This is a genomic window from Terribacillus sp. AE2B 122 (assembly GCF_902497585.1).
Lineage (GTDB): Bacteria > Bacillota > Bacilli > Bacillales > Amphibacillaceae > Terribacillus > Terribacillus saccharophilus_A.
Map to the genome: position 1 here is coordinate 494228 of NZ_LR700943.1, position 18016 is coordinate 512243.

Sequence of the window (18016 nt, forward strand, 5' to 3'; positions counted from 1 at the left end):
ATTAATTCTTGATCAGTTTTTTCTTTTAGGATGAGTTATAGTAGGGCTCATTGTTGTTTAGTGTAATAAGAATTGAATAATTAAACAATAAAATATGCTGAAAGGTCGTGTTGTATATAAACAAAAAGAAAGTTATTTTTTTTATTTCTTTAATAGTTATCTTATTCTTACTGGTTTCATTTAATAGAGGAAAAACGTATGTTGGTTCGGTGTACTTTGACAGCATTAGAGAGAAGAGTAACGGTGACGTTGTGATAAATATTCACAATAGGGAGATTAGTAGGACAATAACCTTAAAAGGTAAACAAGAATTGATTTGGAGAGAATCAAATAATGAAGAACGCATACAAGCATTTCAATTAGAAAACATGATTAACCAGGAAGAGACCTACTTTATTCAACTAAATATCAATTTCTTCCCTTGGAATCACTTTTTACATAATGATATTGAATACATATTCGCGAACTGATCTCTCTTTAAAATTTGCTAAACGACTTCCAGGAAAAAATCTGTAAATAATTCTCACAAAACACTTCATGAAATTTTATTTTAGTAATATAATCTAAATATGAATTAAAATTTTAGAGTGAAAGCAGGTGATCCTGACAGTGAAGGGCGGTTTAACACTGCTTCGAGAAAGCTTACCTTTGATTAAGCCCTCTGAAAGAAATGCAGCCAACTACATACTTGCCCATCCAGCTGAGGTGGTACAGCTTTCAGTGCAGGAGCTGGCAGGAAAAAGCGGGTCCAGTGAGGCGGCCGTTATCCGTCTTTGTAAATCAATCGGTGTGACAGGGTACCGGGAACTGAAGCTGAAGATTGCGGGAGATTTGCAAAATGAAAGCGGTAACAAAAATGCGTTTGGTGAAATCAAGCCAAACGATACGGTTGCGCATTTGATGGAAGCAATTGCTGAGAAGCATACCCAGTCAATCAGCCAGACGATGCAGGTTAATGAAGCGGTGGCAATTGAGCAGGCGGTCTCTATGATTTCCAGGGCAAGAAAGATTGATTTCTATGGAGTTGGAGCTTCTTATCTTGTTGCGGAGGATGGAGAGCAGAAATTTGGTCGGATTGGTAAATGGTGTACAGCTTACAGTGATGCCCATCAGCAGCTGGCATCGGCGGCGAATCTGATGTATGGGGATGTTGCTTTTGCTATCAGTTACTCAGGAGAAACGGAGCAGCTGCTACCTGTCTTAAAGCAGGCAAAGGAAGCTGGAGCAACGACGATTGCGATGACGAAGCTAGGTCCTAACCGACTGCAGGAGCTCGCTGATATCCAGTTGTTCACTGTGGCAAAAGAAGCACGCATCCGAAGTGCGGCTACAAGCTCCCGGATTGTTCAAATGTACTTGATGGATATTATTTACACAGCAGTGGCGGGAAGAAATTATGAGCATACAATCGACGCACTAGAAAAATCACGGCAGGCAATTCAGCAAGCATTCCAAACAGAGCAAAAGTGAGGGAATTACATGCTAGATAAACTGACGACAGAAAAGCGCAATGAAAGTACGATGAAGCTGGATCAGCTTACCACGAAGGAAGTACTTCAGCTGATGAACAAGGAAGATCGAACAGTGCCGGACGCGGTGGAGGCAGCACTGCCGGAAATTGAAGCAGCAGTGGAGCAAGTAATCGCAACTTTTCAAGCAGACGGCAGACTCATTTATACGGGGGCAGGCACAAGCGGCAGACTTGGTATTTTGGATGCAGTAGAATGTCCGCCAACTTTTAGTACACCACATGATATGGTGCAAGGACTGCTGGCTGGAGGGATGTCCGCTTTCCGTAAGGCGAAGGAAGGAGCGGAGGATAATCCGGCGCTTGGGGCAAAAGAGCTGCAGGATATCGGTCTGACTGCAAAAGATACCGTAATTGGTATTGCTGCAAGCGGCAGAACACCATATGTGATCGGAGCACTGGATTATGCTGCAGCCGTAGGAGCTGCAACAGTCAGCGTTGCTTGTAACAAAGAAGCAGCCATCTCAAAGCATGCGAAGATCAGCATTGAGGTAGAAACAGGTCCGGAAATACTGACAGGCTCAACAAGATTGAAAGCCGGAACAGCACAGAAGCTGGTGCTGAACATGATATCTACTGCCAGTATGGTAGGAGTCGGAAAAGTATATAAAAATTTAATGGTTGATGTAAAGCCGACGAATGACAAGCTGCAGGAGCGTGCCAAGCGCATCATCATGGAAGCAACTGGTGCTAACTATGATGCAGCAGAGAAAGTCTTCAAGCAAGCAGATGGTCAGGTCAAGACAGCGATTGTCATGCTGCTGCTTGATATTACTAAAGAGGAGGCAGAAACGAAGCTTCAACATGCAGAAGGGTTTGTCCGTTCAGCGATAAAAGCGTAAAGGGGAGGAATCAGAATGGCGAAGATGAAGCAATTGGCAGAAGACATTCTCCGCGAAGTTGGCGGAGAGCAGAATGTAGTTTCTTTGACGCATTGTATGACACGAGTACGTTTGCGGGTAAGAAACGATAATCAGGTGAACTTTGATGCTCTAAAGCGAATTGATGGCGTTATGGGTGTAGTGGCAGATGATACGATTCAGATTGTAGTCGGACCTGGGACAGTTAATAAAGTATCCGATGAGATCAGCCGAATCACCGGTCTCGGTGTCGGGGAAGAAGCAGCCGAAATTGATGATCTAACCTTTGAGGAAAAAGCCCAGCTAAAACGGGAGAACATGAAGGAAAAAAATAAAACGCCAATCAAGTTCCTATTAAAGCGCATCGGCAATATTTTCATTCCGCTTATCCCCGGGTTGATTGCTTCCGGTATCATCAATGGCGGTGTCAGCTTCGCAGTCAATGCTGGTGCAGATCCTACGCTTGGTATCATCCAGATTCTGCAGCTAATCGGGGGCAGTTTGTTCAGCTTCTTAGCGATTCTAGTCGGCTGGAATACGGCGAAGGAATTCGGCGGTTCTCCGGTGCTTGGTGCTATCGCAGGTATGATTCTGTTCAATCCGGCGCTGGCAAATATCACGTTATTCGGTGAACCACTCGTTCCTGGCCGGGGCGGATTATTCGGCGTCATCTTCGCTGCTTGGCTGATGAGTTTCATTGAAAAGCGCGTAAGAAAATTCATGCCTAATAGTATTGATATTATTTTTACTCCTATCTTAACCGTTCTGTTCGTTGGTGTTGCTTCTTTACTTGTCATTATGCCCGTTGCCGGTGTGCTATCAGATGGTATTACTTCCGGAATCAACGCCATTCTTGATGTCGGTGGTGTCGTAGCGGGTGCTTTGCTTGCTGGATTTTTCCTGCCACTCGTCATGGTGGGTCTGCATCATGGATTGACGCCAATTCACATGGAGCTTATCCAAACGTTCAGCTTTACAGCATTGCTTCCTGTTCTGGCGATGGCTGGCGGCGGACAGGTTGGAGCTTCAATTGCTGTCTTCGTCAAAACACGTAATAAACGTTTGCGTAATATTATCAAAGGTGCCTTACCAGCAGGATTCCTTGGTATCGGCGAGCCACTATTATACGGGGTAACCTTGCCGCTTGGACGGCCGTTCCTAACAGCATGTCTTGGTGCCGCTGTTGGCGGAGCTACACAAGCGTTGTTTGCAACAGGCGCGACTTCTATCGGTGTTTCCGGACTTTCTTTAACGCCGCTCATCGCAGAAGGTAAGTACCTGCAATATTTGATTGGTATTTTTGTGGCTTATATTGCTGGATTCTTGTTTACTTACTTCTTCGGGTTTAAGGAAGACATGGCAAAGGATATATAATTATCAGGGCGTCTTTATGACGCCTTTTTTGTACATAGGAGGAATAACATGTTAGGGATATCTGTGTATTTACAGGAACGTATAGAGGAAGAAAAAATCAGACGGTTTTATGAAGCTGGTTTTCGGAGTTTGTTTACATCGCTTCACATCCCGGAGGAAGATGCGTCCGCTTACCGAACAAAACTGCAGCTTCTTGGTTCGATAGCTTCTGCTCTTGATATGGAATTGATAGCGGATATTTCGACCGCTTCGATGGAGAAGCTCGATTTGGATTGGAATTCTGCAGAGACGGTGTTGGATTGGGGACTGACAGGCTTGCGGATTGATTACGGAATTGAGGATGATGTGATTGTCCGGTTATCGCAAAAGATGAAGGTCGCTTTGAATGCAAGTACACTTACAGAAGAACAGCTAGAGCGACTGATTGAGGCTGGTTTGCGTACTACCCATACAGAAGTTTGGCATAATTTTTACCCTCGGCCGGAAACGGGGCTTGCACGCAGCGATTTTCTAGCGAAAAATCTCCTATTCCAAACACATGGCTTGAAGGTGCAAGCATTTATACCAGGTGACCGTAATCTACGGGGACCGATTCATCAAGGATTGCCAACATTGGAGCAGCATCGTATGTATGGAAGCTTTGCTGCGTATAAAGAGCTTAAAGTGTACAATGTGGACAAAATCCTAATTGGAGATCCAGACGTGACGGATGAGGCTCTAATGCAACTTAAGGATGCATCAAATACAATTACACTCCGTGCACACTATTATGGTGAGCTAACAGAAGCTCATCATTTACTGGAAAAGGGGACACATAACCGGCCTGATCGGGCACGGGATGTGATCCGCTCAGAGGAATCCAGAATGAGCGGAATGTTCCAGAATGCAGAGATAAAACCCTTCAACTGTATCGAACGAAAAGAAGGCAGCATAACTATCGATAACAATCTGTACATGCGTTACAAAGGTGAAATCCAGATTACCAGGAGAAACTTGCCTCAAGACGATAAAGTCAATGTGATCGGACAGATTGTACCAGAGGATGTACCGCTTTTAAACTATATTGAGGGTGGAACGCAATTCAGAGTCATATGGTTATGAAAAAAAGCAGGTGAGGATATTCCTCAGCCTGCTTTCTGTTCTAGCACATCTTTATTTAGTTTGAATTTGCCTTCCCATTTTGAGATGACAATAACGGCTAACGAGTTACCCACAACGTTAACAGCAGTACGACCCATATCAAGAATACGGTCGATACCAGCGATGAAGGCAAGTCCTTCTGCTGGAAGTCCGACAGCGCTCAATGTCGCAAGTAATACAACAAAGCTTGCTCCTGGTACAGCTGCAATCCCTTTGGAAGTTACAATCAGGACACCTAGTACTAGCAATTGATCCCAAATAGACATGTCTATGCCATACATCTGAGCAATGAAAAGTGTTGCCAGAGCCTGATAGAGTGTCGATCCATCCAGGTTGAACGTATACCCTGTCGGTACGACAAAGGATGTGATCGCTTTAGGTGCACCTAATCGCTCCATTTTCTCCATTATCTTAGGAAGTACCGTCTCAGAGCTGGCTGTGGAGAAGGATAGCAGTAATTCATCCTTCAGCATGCGAAGCATCTTGAATAAATTGACTCCGCAAATCTTCGCGATAATGGCGAAAACTACAATGACAAAGAATAACATACTGCCATAAGTTACAATAGCTAGTTTACCAAGCGGAATTAGAGATTGTAGACCAAATTGTGCTACTGTTACTCCAATAAGACCAAATACACCAATAGGTGCTAATTTCATCACAAGGTTGGTTACCCAGAACATTGCCTCACTGACACCTTGGAAGAAAGAAAGGACAGGTTGTCCGCGCTGGCCGATGGCAGCTACTCCGACACCGAAAATTACTGAGAAGAATACAATGGCGAGCATGTCACCTTCCGTCATGGCCTGAAAGACGTTCGTTGGGATGATCTCTAGGAATGTATCCACAACTGAGTGATCTTCTTGTGTTTCAGCAGTTTCCTCGTACTGTGAAATACTGGTTGTCTCTAATGCAGAACGATCAATGCCTTCACCGGGCTGGAATATGTTACCGAATGCCAGACCGACAATCAAAGCAATCGTCGTTACGATTTCGAAGTAAAGAATTGTCTTGAATCCAAGTTTACCAACCTGTTTAATGTCTCCAACACCAGCAACACCGACAATGATGGAGGAAATGACGATTGGTACGACGATCATCTTGATTGCTCGTAAGAATAGATCCCCGAAAGGCTGTAAAACGCTAACGGCAGTGTCACTGCCATAGAAAATTGCACCAACAATAATACCTAGCACTAGACCGATAAGAATCTGGTAGGCTAGTCCGATTTTGAAACGCTTCATGATGTACCCCCATGTTGTTGTAAAGATATGAATACGTACGTGTAATAATAGCATAGCTTACTAGAATCATGTCAACTTTCCTAACAAAGAAAAGGAAGACACAATTGTGTGCCCTCCCCGGGTATATCAGAACAAATTGATTAATTCGTTGATCATCAAAGCACCGAATAACAAAATACTGATACCCAATACGCCGTTTGTGATCCAGCCATTCCTGTAATCCGATTCAACACGCTTCGAGTTAAGCAGCCATATGAGTGTAATTGCGAGGAACGGCATGAGCAATGCTCCGAGCGCTCCTTGAATCAGTACAAGTCCTACCGGTTTGCCGAAGAATAACAAAAGCATCGGTGGAAATGTAAGCCAAACAAGATAAAAACGATAAGCGGGATCTTTTTCAGAGACAGGTTTGTCTTCTGACTGCCCCTTTTTTCGTACGGTACGGATGAAATCCGCAAACAGATATGGAACACCATTCCATACACCAAGCAAAGAAGAAAAAGCTGCTGACCAAGCGCCAAGCATGAACATCCAGGAAACAGCTCCATTGAACTCCTCCCCAAGCATTCCAGAAAGAGTGATTAAGCCTGCTTCTCCGTCAATCTGGATGTTGGAGCTGTGCAGAAATTCGGCACCGATTACCATCAAGGAAAGTGTAAAGATTGCCGTCATCGTGTAGGCGACGCTGTTATCGACGCGCATCATCGAGACCCAAGCCTTTCCTCTCCATTTCTTCTCCTGCAGCCAATAGCCATAGGAAGCCATCGTAATCGTTCCTCCGACGCCGCCTATCAGACCCATGACGAGTAGGAAACTTCCAGCTTCCATTTTTGGAACAACAATGCCTTGTACGATATTGCCGATATCAGGAAGCAAGATAACTGCAGTACCTACTACAGTGACGAACATAATGCCGATGAAGACGAGCATCACTTTCTCGAACAGCATGTATTTACCAGTCCAAATCAAGGCAAATCCTGCGAGAAGATGGATGATGGCCCATGCCCAAAGCGGCATGATCGGAAACATCGAACGCATCATCAATGCGCTCGTGGAACCGGCTGCAGCGCCGTAAAGGACGCCCCAAATGATTGCGTAGACACCGAAATAGCCGGTTGCCCATTTACCGAGTGAGTGCCAGCCTTGAAGGATGGTCTTGCCAGTTGCAAGATGCCATCTGCCGACCCCTTCGGTGAGGAAATATTTGATGATAGAACCTAATATGATTGCCCAGCCGAGCATCATGCCAAAGCCTGATCCGGCTACTAGAGCAGCGATAAGATCGCCTGTTCCGACGCCCGTTGCTGCGGTGACAAAGCCAGGTCCGACATTGCGGAGTTTCTGGCCGAAAGTCTTCGGAGGAGTAGGACTGGCGGGCGCCATTGGTTTGTTTTCGTTTTCCATACACGTACCCCCTTCGCTACTGTGATTGTAAACATAAAAGATAAGAGTTGGCAAGATAAATTTGTAAGGCAAAAAATCCTTGATGAATAAAAATGGAATGTTAAAATAATAAGTGAGCTAAAAAAACCTAGATATATCAAGAGTTTTAAAGATGGCAACCTGAATAGGAAAATGTTTTGTAATATTTATAGGTTGGTACTTGTCAGACAAAAAAAGGAGAAGAAGCATACAACATGAAAAAGGAGAAAATGGCGCATCGAATTGCGGCTGAAATATTGGAACAAATAGTGGAAGGAGATATCAAACCGGGACAAAAGCTGCCAACGGAGAAAAAGCTATGTGAAAAATATGGTGTCAGCCGTGCTTCGATTCGGGAAGCATTAAGCGAGCTGAAAGCTCAGGGAGCTGTCACATCGAAACAAGGCGGCGGCACTTACGTGGAGCAGGCATTTCATGGTGAATTCTTCCAACAAGTGATGGTAGATGAATCGAATCTTGCCAGCTTCCGCTATCTTTTCGAAATGCGAAAGATTTTGGAGCCGGAAGCAGCTATGCTGGCGGCAGAACGCCGGACGGAGAAGGAATTGGATGAAATGCGCGCTGCGCTTGAACTAATGAAAGAAGTGGAAGTTGACAGCGTTGAATCTCATAAAGGACGCAATGCAGATTTTGCTTTCCACCTTGCTGTTATGAAAGCAACACATAATCCGGTCATGATCCAGACCTTTGCCAATCTAGACACTGTTTATAAGAAAGCACTGGCTTTGTCTTTTGAAGAGAAACAGGATCTTTTGCGAAATAAGCAAATCATCTACAAGGAACATGAGAAGATTTATGAAGCCATCCAGGCAGGGGAAGCAGAGCTTGCACGTCTGCAGTGCTTGATTCATCTGCGGAATGTCGAGAAGAAGCTTACCCCTGACAGCTGAAAAAGGGGCGATACAGATGTATGACTTAGCTATTGTTGGAGGCGGCATTGTTGGTCTGGCTACAGCCCATGCGATACTGCAGGAAGCACCTGATAAAGAAATTGTTATCCTCGAAAAGGAGACAGAGCTGGCGATGCATCAAACGGGTCATAACAGCGGCGTCATCCATTCGGGCATCTATTACAAACCCGGAAGCTTCAAAGCCGCTTTTGCAAAGCGTGGAAGTGAAAGCATGCTTGCCTTTTGCCGCGAAACAGGCATCGAAGTGGAGCAATGCGGGAAAGTAATCGTTGCGACCAAGGAAGATGAGCTAAGACAATTGGATCAGCTTTATCGCAGGGGACTGGCGAATGGACTGGAAATCGAAAAAATTGATAGAAGCCAGCTGCAGCAAATCGAACCATATACTAACGGTCTAGCTGCAATCCGGGTTCCGCAGGCTGGGATTGTAGATTATAAACAGGTATGTCATGTGCTGGCGGAACGAATCCAGTCCAAGGGCGGTACGATTATGCTGGGCACAGAAGTGGTACAGATTGAGGAGAAGCTGCATCAAGCAGTCATACACACAAAAGACGGTTTGCTTCAAGCGAGTTATGTCATCAACTGTGCTGGTCTCTACAGTGACAGAATTGCAAAAGCGGCTGGCTATTTGACCGATACGAAAATCGTTCCATTCCGCGGGGAATATTATGAGCTTAAACCGCAAGCAAAACACTATGTCAAACATCTTATTTATCCTGTTCCGGATCCATCCTTCCCCTTTCTGGGCGTTCATTTTACGCGGATGATCGGCGGAGGAGTAGAAGCTGGACCGAATGCAGTGCTCGGCTTCAAGCGGGAAGCGTACCGAAAGACGGATGTTGCATTGGCAGATCTAGCTGACACGCTGCGCTTTCCGGGTTTTTGGAAGCTTGCCGGAAAGTATTACCGGCAGGGAGCAGCGGAGTACTTCCGATCTTTCTTTAAGAGTCAATTTGTCAAAAGTCTCCAAGAGCTTATCCCGGCTATTGAAGCGGATGACCTGGAAGCTGCCCCGGCAGGTGTCCGGGCGCAAGCCTTGCAGCATGATGGAGGGCTGGTGGATGATTTTCAGCTGATCCGAGGAAAACGCACGCTGCATGTATGCAATGCACCATCACCAGCGGCGACAGCCTCACTGGAAATTGGCAAATCAATTTGGAAACAAGTTCAATAGAAAACCGAGCAGTCTAGGCTGCTCGGTTTATTCTGTTTCCACAGGTACTGCTGTCCAGACAAAGCGTTCGGGAGCATCTCCTACATAAGAAAACGGGTAGCATGTTGTCACAGTTAAAACTTCCTCTGGAGCAGTTGGGACGATAACCGTCAAATCATCTTTATCGACGATTTTCGTATTCTCAACTTTATAGGTGAAGGAGCCATACGGCATTTCAACGACAAAGGTGTCGCCAACTTTCACTTCTCCCATATTTCGAAATACTGTATCACGGTGGCCGGATAAGACAATCTGGTCATCTTGGAGCGGGTAAGCGGTTCCTTTATAATGGCCAACGCCTTTGTCCAGATCATCAGCATCTGTCCCTTCGACGATCGGTAAATCTGCATCCAGCTTCGGTACATGCAGCACACCAACCACATCTCCTTGACCAGGCTCGAAGCTGCTTGCTTTCTCTTCCGCTTGTTCAGGTGTAAGTTTCTCTGCTGCATGAGCTTCATGAAGCATTGATTTTGCACTGGATAGCGAATCTTTCTGTGCCTTTGCGGTCGTATACCATTCAAATCCTCCGTATCCAACCAATAAAAGCCCGGCAACCACTAATATGACAGCGAATCGTTTCATATGTTCTCCTTTATGTACAAGCTGGCTTGTATACTATCTAACTTATATTATATATAAAAATTTTCCAGCGCGGAAGCTGTTTCTTGTAAAGGTTTAGTAAAGCAAAGCACGGGATAAACTGCCCTTATATACGCTGTTATGATATAATCGAAGCTTATCCAAAAAAAGGGAGGGGAGAAGATGAGTTTGAAAAAATGGGTCTATGGTATGCTGCCGCTTGCTTGCATCATCATCATCTTCCTATTTTCCGCTACCCCTTACCAGGAGCAGGACATCAAGCCTATGCTTGCTTCCCACATAGATTTAAGTCCGCTTGAACCAATTCTTTCACCTATCCATTTTATCTATCATGGGCAGGAGGTCAGTGTCCAGGCGGTAGGCGTGTATTCTGTCGTGGAATTCTTTATAAGGAAAGCGGCCCATTTTGGTGTCTATTTCTGCTTGGCGATTCTCGCATTTGCAGCACTTTATAAGGGATTTGGTTTGAAGTACCGCTTATCATTGCGTATAGCATTGGTAATATCAATCCTATATGCCTGCTTCGATGAATTCCATCAAAGCCTGACACCCGGCAGGACACCATATATCGGCGATGTGGTCATTGATACAATCGGTGCTTGTGTGGGACTGTTAGTGGTAATTATCGGAAGAAATCTGTATCACATTTACTGGAAACGATCATAAATCCTCCGAAATCCTTATTTTTGGCAAAAATAGACATGCTTTTGCGAAAAATGTGGTATATTCACTATGATTCACGCGATTCAGATTACGTACATAATGTATTGTATCGATTTACCAAACGAGGTGACATAGTGAAAGAGCAGGAAATATATAAGAATATCCTAGTAAAGCTGATCTCCCAGACGGAAAATAAACAGATCAATAATACGGAAGACATGATGACAAAACTAATTCAAGAACTACAATCATATCGTACAGTAAGCCAAAGTTAAAAGAGCAGTGTACCGGAAACCGGCGCTGCTCTTTTTGTGTGCCATTAACGATAGAAACTGCTTGTGAACGTGTATTTGTCCGCTCTATACGTGCTCGTTACGTACTCAAAAGGCCGACCATCCTCGAGATAAGATAAGCGGTGGATGCGCAGAACTGCATCGCCTGGCGTTATGTTCAGCAATCCAGCTAGCTCTTCGTCTGCCAAATCAGCCTCAATTTCCTGTTCAGCGCGATGAAGTGAAAACCCCATTTCTTTCTCTAAATAAGCGTAGAAGCTCTCCTTTAGGTCGTTTTCTGTCAAATCTTTAGCCATTTCCAAGGGAGACGTTATTATTTCGACAGCAATCGGTTCCTGATTCGCCGAACGTAAACGTTTGATTCGGATTGCGGCTGCACCGATTTCCTTTTGCAATTTGTCTGCAGTCATACTACTTAATTTTATTTCCTTCCATTCCAATATACTGCTGGATGAAGAAAGTCCGCGAGCTTGCATATCTTCACTGAAACTTGTCAATTTTGATAAAGACTGATGATAAGGACGTACTTTCACGAAAAGACCTTTATTTTTTCTTCTTTCTAGCAGCCCATCTTCTATTAGTGCCTGCATGGCATGCCTTACTGTCATTCGGCTGATAGCTAATGACTCGGTATAATGCCTTTCAGGCGGCAGCATCTCCCCAGGAGGTAAGCTGCCGGATTCGATGCGTTCACGAATCGCCTGCTCCAGCTGAAAATAAAGCGGGATGGGTGAATTTTTATCGATCATGCTGGTGCTCCTCTGTCATTTTATTTCGCTAAGTATAGCATACCGATTTTTTATTGTATACACATTGTCTATATAGTTAGACAATGTGTATACCTTGTGCTAAGCTAATGGTACTATCAAAGAAAGAAGGAATCTTGCTATGGGTGACATCTTGCTTCGCAACGTCCGAATTTGCCTGCCAGATAAGCTGGTGACGGGTTATATCGGTATGAGAAATGGGGAAATAGTAGAAATAGGAGAAGATGAGCCATCCGTGCAGTATGGTCAGGAAGTGGATGGGGAAAATCGATATGCATTGCCCGGTTTTATCGATGGACATATTCATGGGGCAGCAGGAGCAGATACGATGGATGCGACGCAGGAAAGTCTGCATAAAATGGCTGCTTGGCTGCCGAATGAAGGAACAACTACTTTCCTGGCTACTACAATTACCCAAGAAACAGAGGCAATTGAGACAGCTTTGGAACAAGTACGTTTGTTTACAAATCAAGCGGGAGAAGCTGAACTTATCGGTGTGCATTTGGAAGGTCCGTTTGTTAATCCTGTAAAAGCAGGAGCTCAGCCGATCGCGCATATCCGCCAACCTGATACAGAACTTTTCCAGAAGTGGCAGAAGCTATCAGGAAATAAGATAAAAGTAGTGACGTTAGCACCTGAATGCGACGAAGATTACCAGTTGACGAAGCTGCTTGCTTCGGAACAGATCACCGCATCTGCAGGACATACAGATAGCTCTTTTGAACAGATAAAGGATGCAGCTGATCAAGGAATTACGCAGCTGACTCATTTGTGCAATCAGATGAATGGAATTCATCATCGCGATGTGGGGGCTGTCGGTGCAGGATTTCTATTGCCCATGCTCATGTCTGAGCTAATAGCAGATGGTATCCACGTAGCGCCTGAGATGCTGCGTTTGATTTATCAGAATGTCGGTCCAGACAGGTTGATTCTGATTACAGATTCCCTGCGCGGAAAAGGGTTGGAAGATGGCACGTATGACCTTGGCGGGCAGGCTGTCACTGTGAAGGATGGTAAAGCATTGCTGCCGGATGGGACGCTTGCTGGAAGTATGCTGCAAATGAAGGATGCTGTTCGGAACATGGCGACATTTGCAGATGTGTCTATTGCAGATATCGCCAAGATGACGGCAGAGAATCCGGCCAAGCAGTATGGAATATATGACCGGAAAGGATCACTGGCTATAGGAAAAGATGCAGATATCGTTCTGCTGGATGACCAGCTGACATTGCAAGCAACCTATTGCAAGGGACACTTGGCTTATCAGAAGGAGGAAGAATCATGCTGACAATGGAAAAAGCAAAGGATTATAATGAACTTAGTGTAATGGCTGCCGAACGTATTGCCATGAAGCTTTCTAAAAAACCGAATGCTGTGCTGGGACTAGCGACCGGTTCAACACCGGAAGGCATGTATGACGCACTTATCAAGATGTATAATCAAAAACGTATTTCTTTTGCAGAAGCTGAAACATTCAATCTGGATGAATATGTAGGGCTTCATTCCGATGACGAGAATAGCTATGCGTACTATATGAAGCAGCATCTGTTCCAACATATTGATCTGTCCCCAGAAAAAGCGCATCTCCCGGATGGAGAAGCAGATGATATGGACGAAGCGTGTAAGGCTTATGAGCAGCTGATCGAGGAAGCTGGCGGTATTGATTTACAAGTAATTGGTATCGGCTTAAATGGACATATCGGTTTCAATGAACCACATACGCCATTTGAGCAGCGGACCCATGTAGTGGAGCTGGACAAGACAACGAGAAATGCGAATGCCCGCTTTTTCCCTAGCTTAGAAGCTGTCCCGACACATGCTATCACGATGGGCATCCAGAATATAATGGAAAGTAAAGAACTGCTGCTGCTTGTGGCAGGTGAACAAAAAGCTTCTGTATTAGAGAGGCTGGTATACGGTGATAAAACCGAAGCATTTCCAGCATCCATAATCAAAGAGCATCCGAATGTCACTATTATTGCGGATCAAGGAGCATTGAGTGGCTTGAAGGCAGCAGATTATCAAGCCGGGAAGTGATTTCCCGGGGAATAATTTGTCGAAAAAAAGAAGATGTGTAAAAGCCGTTTTGACTTTTACACATCTTCTTCTATATATTCTTGGCCGCCAAAGGTGACTTCTGACTGTGCATTCGTCATATCTGTAACATATGCTTGGAATTCTTCTTCCTGTCCCGATTGGAATGCAGCATGAAGCACGACACGATCAGCATAATCAATATTACGCAATGTATAGGCAGATTGCCGCAGTTCATTTTCGACTTTTCCGAGCAATGTATAATCGATATGAATGTCAGCCAGCTGCATGAGCTGCCGTTTTACAACACCGATTTCGTCGATCGATTGCGATGCAGAACCAGAATAAGCGCGGATCAAACCGCCTGCTCCAAGTTTTATACCGCCAAAATACCTTGTTACGACCACTGCGGTATCCTTCAAGCCCTTCTTTTTCAATACTTCCAGAATCGGCACTCCAGCAGTACCGCTCGGTTCCCCATCATCACTGGCTTTTTGAATCAAGTCGTGTTCGCCAATCATATAGGCTGAGCAGTTATGGGTGGCGTCTTTATGTTCTTTTTTGATTTTCTGAACAAAATTGATCGCTTCTTCTTCTGTCTCAACACGCTTCACATGACCGATAAAACGGGATTTTTGGATGACAATTTCGTGTGAACCTTCCGTTTTTACGGTAAAATAAGTTGTAAGCATCTTGCATTTTACCTCCTTGAGCACTCATTATATAAAGATAGCAGAAAACATGACGAATTACATAGAAAAGTATCCCGCAAACCCCACAAAGCAGTTGGGTAATTCGAATGATATAGCATACAAGATTGGAGAAATGAAATGGGTAAAAAAATCGAAGACAAAGCGCTCGACCGAATCATCAATGAAATGGTGGAAGCTGTCGAGAACAGCAAGGATGAGATTTTTTACATAGGGGAAGAGTCACGCATGGAATATGAGCAGCTTCTCGCTGATCTGCAGCTCACGAAGGAAAAGGTGGCTGATATGATCAAGGAAGGTGATCAGCTGGAACAAAAGGTCCGCTATTCCAAGATTCGCTTGTCCGATGTGAGCCGTGATTTTGATCGCTATTCGGAAGAAGAGATCCGGGAAGTGTACGAGCAGACCCATAAGCTTCAGATTGAGTTGCGCATGTCCCGTGAAAAGGAAAAACTTCTCCGGGAACGCCGTAATGAGATCCAGCGCCGATTGCAGGGGCTGGAACTGAAAATGAAGCGCGCAGAAGGTCTTGTAGGTAAGATTAGCGTCGTCCTAAATTATCTGAATGATGATTTTAAACAAGTTTCCCAGCTAATTATCGATGCGAAAGAGAAACAGGAATTCGGATTGAAAATTATTGAAGCGCAAGAGGAAGAACGCCGCAGGCTCTCTAGGGAAATGCATGACGGCCCTGCTCAAATGCTGGCGAATATACTCCTCAGATCCGAACTTGTTGATCGTACCTTCCGCGAAAGAAGTACAGAGGAAGCGCTGCTTGAAATTCAGAATATGCGCAAGATGGTCCGCAGCTCGCTGTACGAAGTGCGCCGCATCATCTATGACCTTCGCCCGATGGCACTAGATGATCTAGGTTTGCTGCCTACAATTAGGAAGTACTTGGCTAATATTGAAGAATTCAATAATATCCATATTGATTTCACAGCATTGAAGGCAGAAAAACGTTTGGATCCGAAGTATGAGGTGGCATTGTTCCGTCTTACCCAGGAAGCAGTCCAGAATGCAGTCAAGCATGCAGAGCCAAGCACAATCAAGGTCCGCCTTGAAGTTATGCGGGAATTGGTTGTTATAAGCATCATTGACGATGGCAAAGGATTCGATGTTACTGTAAAGAAGGAAAACTCCTTTGGAATCATCGGAATGCGTGAGCGTGTCGAGATGTTAGATGGTACCATTGCCTTCCATTCTGAGATTGGAAAAGGGACCCGAGTCCTAATCAAGGTACCGCTTACAGAGGGATAAAAAGAAGGATTTCAGTGGCGATAATCAGGTAATTATGCTTATAATTAGGAGCATGCATTAATGTCAACCGCTTAGACGGGACTTGTTAACGCACTCATATTGACAATTTACTCATAATTTCTAAAAACATGCAGCAAAAGATGAAAAATAACAAGAACTTGTAGGAGGAGCGAACACATGAGTACTGGAATATTATTGATTGATGACCATAAGCTATTTCGAGAGGGTGTTAAACGTATCCTGGAATTCGAACCGGCTTTCCAGGTCGTAGCAGAAGGAGACGACGGTTCAGAAGCGCTTGATCTTGTTGAAAAGTTTAATCCTGACGTCGTTCTGATGGATATTAATATGCCGACTACGAACGGTGTACAAGCAACAGCGGACTTGATTAAGCACCGTCCAGATATCAATGTTATCATCCTTTCTATCCATGATGATGAAAACTATGTGACACATGCATTGAAAACAGGTGCACAAGGTTACCTGCTGAAAGAAATGGATGCAGATTCTTTAATTGATGCCATCAAGGTCGTTAGTGAAGGCGGATCCTATTTGCATCCGAAAGTCACTCATAATCTTGTGAAGGAATATCGACGCCTTTCAGAGGAAAGCAATTCGTCCATCTCGAGCAAAATCGGCGAACACCGCCGTCCATTGCACTTGCTTACACGCAGAGAATGTGAAGTACTGCAGCTGCTTGCTGACGGTAAGAGCAACCGCGGTGTAGCGGAAGCATTATATATCAGTGAAAAAACAGTTAAGAACCACGTTAGTAATATCTTGCAGAAGATGAATGTAAACGACCGTACGCAGGCAGTTGTAACGGCAATCCGCAACGGTTGGGTAGAAGTATTGTAAGGTGAAAGTCCGGGCTATAAAGCCCGGGCTTTTTTGTTTTTCTCATAAAGGATTAAGCAAATCAGCTATTTAAGCAGGTAATCTATATATTTTTACTTACTCGCATGAGTTGGAATTCCTAATTGAATGATGCAAAAAGGACAGGCATAGGGTAAGATAGAGGCAGAAAACGTTAGATGGAAAACAGAAAACGTTAGATAGAAAGCAGAATAACATAAGGGAGACCGATAGCATGAAAATTGCTGTGATGACAGATAGTACAGCATATCTTACGCCAGAACAGCGAGAAGCGTTTGACATACATATGATCCCGTTGCAAGTTGTTTTCGACGATGCAACTTATGAAGAAGAAGTGGATATTACCGCTTCGGAATTTTATGACAAGGTCAAGCAGCAGAAGGCATTGCCTAAGACGTCGCAGCCAGTCGTCGGCAAAGTGATAGAGAAACTGGAGGAGCTGAGTGAATCCTACGATGCCGTCATTAGTGTGCATCTTTCCAGCGGTATCAGCGGTACGTACCAATCTATGGTTGCTGCAGACGATATGGTCGAAGGAATTGATGTATATGCGTATGATTCCGAGCTGAGCTGTATGGCTCAAGGCTACTATGCATTGGAAGCAGCTCGTATGGTAAAACAAGGCGCTAGCGTGGAAGAAATTCTTAAGCGCATGGATGAAATGAAGGAAACGATGATTGCATATTTTATCGTTGACGATTTAACCAATCTGCAGCGTGGAGGACGCTTAAACGGGGCACAAGCCATTATCGGCAGTTTGCTCCAGGTGAAACCGGTTCTCCATTTTGAGGATAAAAGAATAGTACCGTTTGAAAAGATTCGTACGAAGAAGAAAGCTATCAGCCGTATCAAAGCATTGTTAGCGGAACAAGCAGCAGATGGTGCGAAAATGAAAGCATGCTTACTTCACGGCAATCGACCTGAAGAAGCAGAAACACTGAGCGGGGAATTGGCGGCTGAATTTCCGAATGTAGAAGTAGAAGTATCTTATTTCGGTCCGGTTATCGCTACCCATCTTGGGGAAGGTGCAATTGGACTTTTGTGGTACAAAGTGTAACAGGGGAGAAAATTTCTCCCCCTTTTTTATAGAAAGG

At 44.5% G+C, this 18016-nt stretch carries 17 protein-coding genes; 12 read left to right on the plus strand and 5 right to left on the minus strand.

Translation table 11 applies throughout. The features are described from left to right. Positions 1–609: 609 nt before the first annotated feature. From AE2B122_RS07660 to AE2B122_RS07675, 4 genes are read left to right on the plus strand one after another with little or no spacing between them, the layout of a single operon-like run. Positions 610–1470, plus strand: coding sequence for a MurR/RpiR family transcriptional regulator (locus AE2B122_RS07660; protein WP_175073617.1), 861 nt, complete (start codon positions 610–612; stop codon positions 1468–1470). Between the two features lie 9 nt (positions 1471–1479). Beyond that, positions 1480–2370, plus strand: coding sequence for an N-acetylmuramic acid 6-phosphate etherase (gene murQ / locus AE2B122_RS07665; RefSeq protein ID WP_175073619.1), 891 nt, complete (start codon positions 1480–1482; stop codon positions 2368–2370). A gap of 15 nt (positions 2371–2385) precedes the next feature. Then, complete coding sequence (locus tag AE2B122_RS07670) at positions 2386–3762, plus strand: PTS transporter subunit EIIC (RefSeq protein WP_175073620.1); 1377 nt, start codon at positions 2386–2388, stop codon at positions 3760–3762. 48 nt (positions 3763–3810) lie between these two features. Beyond that, positions 3811–4863, plus strand: a complete 1053-nt coding sequence (locus tag AE2B122_RS07675; protein ID WP_175073622.1) for a DUF871 domain-containing protein — start codon at positions 3811–3813, stop codon at positions 4861–4863. 23 nt (positions 4864–4886) lie between these two features. On the opposite strand, the gene AE2B122_RS07680 is transcribed toward AE2B122_RS07675, so the two are convergent. Beyond that, positions 4887–6146 carry a cation:dicarboxylate symporter family transporter gene (locus tag AE2B122_RS07680; RefSeq protein WP_095218559.1) on the minus strand — a complete coding sequence of 420 codons (1260 nt, stop codon included), beginning with the start codon at positions 6144–6146 and terminating at the stop codon, positions 4887–4889. A 126-nt stretch (positions 6147–6272) separates the two neighbouring features. Continuing rightward, positions 6273–7550 (minus strand): Nramp family divalent metal transporter, encoded by a 1278-nt coding sequence (locus tag AE2B122_RS07685; RefSeq protein WP_254593448.1) that lies wholly within the window; start codon positions 7548–7550, stop codon positions 6273–6275. 233 nt (positions 7551–7783) lie between these two features. On the opposite strand from AE2B122_RS07685, the gene AE2B122_RS07690 reads away from it, so the two are divergent. Then, entirely contained in the window at positions 7784–8479 is a 696-nt protein-coding gene (locus AE2B122_RS07690; protein WP_095268454.1) for a FadR/GntR family transcriptional regulator, read from the plus strand. 16 nt (positions 8480–8495) lie between these two features. After that, positions 8496–9677 carry an L-2-hydroxyglutarate oxidase gene (gene lhgO / locus AE2B122_RS07695; RefSeq protein WP_175073624.1) on the plus strand — a complete coding sequence of 394 codons (1182 nt, stop codon included), beginning with the start codon at positions 8496–8498 and terminating at the stop codon, positions 9675–9677. A 27-nt stretch (positions 9678–9704) separates the two neighbouring features. Here lhgO and AE2B122_RS07700 read toward each other — a convergent pair whose 3' ends face one another. Then, positions 9705–10301, minus strand: a complete 597-nt coding sequence (locus tag AE2B122_RS07700) for a class D sortase (RefSeq protein WP_095218556.1) — start codon at positions 10299–10301, stop codon at positions 9705–9707. Between the two features lie 180 nt (positions 10302–10481). Here AE2B122_RS07700 and AE2B122_RS07705 point away from each other — a divergent pair, with 180 nt between their 5' ends. Further along, positions 10482–10985 (plus strand): VanZ family protein, encoded by a 504-nt coding sequence (locus AE2B122_RS07705; RefSeq protein ID WP_254593449.1) that lies wholly within the window; start codon positions 10482–10484, stop codon positions 10983–10985. A gap of 316 nt (positions 10986–11301) precedes the next feature. Here the strand turns inward: AE2B122_RS07705 and AE2B122_RS07710 are convergent, their stop codons facing one another. Beyond that, a complete protein-coding gene (locus tag AE2B122_RS07710) occupies positions 11302–12024 on the minus strand; it encodes a GntR family transcriptional regulator (protein WP_175073626.1) in 723 nt (240 codons plus the stop codon). A gap of 139 nt (positions 12025–12163) precedes the next feature. Here AE2B122_RS07710 and nagA point away from each other — a divergent pair, with 139 nt between their 5' ends. Beyond that, positions 12164–13330: an N-acetylglucosamine-6-phosphate deacetylase gene (gene nagA, locus AE2B122_RS07715; RefSeq protein ID WP_175073627.1), complete on the plus strand. Its 1167-nt coding sequence runs from the start codon at positions 12164–12166 to the stop codon at positions 13328–13330. Further along, on the plus strand, positions 13324–14079 hold the full coding sequence (gene nagB / locus AE2B122_RS07720) for a glucosamine-6-phosphate deaminase (RefSeq protein WP_254593451.1): 756 nt from the start codon (positions 13324–13326) through the stop codon (positions 14077–14079). Before nagA ends, nagB begins: the two co-directional genes overlap by 7 nt. A gap of 56 nt (positions 14080–14135) precedes the next feature. Here the strand turns inward: nagB and AE2B122_RS07725 are convergent, their stop codons facing one another. Continuing rightward, positions 14136–14768, minus strand: coding sequence for a YigZ family protein (locus AE2B122_RS07725; RefSeq protein WP_095218552.1), 633 nt, complete (start codon positions 14766–14768; stop codon positions 14136–14138). Between the two features lie 138 nt (positions 14769–14906). Between AE2B122_RS07725 and AE2B122_RS07730 the strand changes: the two genes are divergently transcribed. From AE2B122_RS07730 to AE2B122_RS07740, 3 genes are all read left to right on the plus strand, one after another. Then, complete coding sequence (locus AE2B122_RS07730; RefSeq protein WP_175073629.1) at positions 14907–16046, plus strand: sensor histidine kinase; 1140 nt, start codon at positions 14907–14909, stop codon at positions 16044–16046. Between the two features lie 177 nt (positions 16047–16223). Continuing rightward, positions 16224–16904, plus strand: a complete 681-nt coding sequence (locus AE2B122_RS07735; protein ID WP_095218550.1) for a response regulator transcription factor — start codon at positions 16224–16226, stop codon at positions 16902–16904. Between the two features lie 232 nt (positions 16905–17136). Beyond that, positions 17137–17979, plus strand: coding sequence for a DegV family protein (locus AE2B122_RS07740; protein WP_175073631.1), 843 nt, complete (start codon positions 17137–17139; stop codon positions 17977–17979). The last annotated feature ends 37 nt before the right edge of the window (positions 17980–18016 follow it).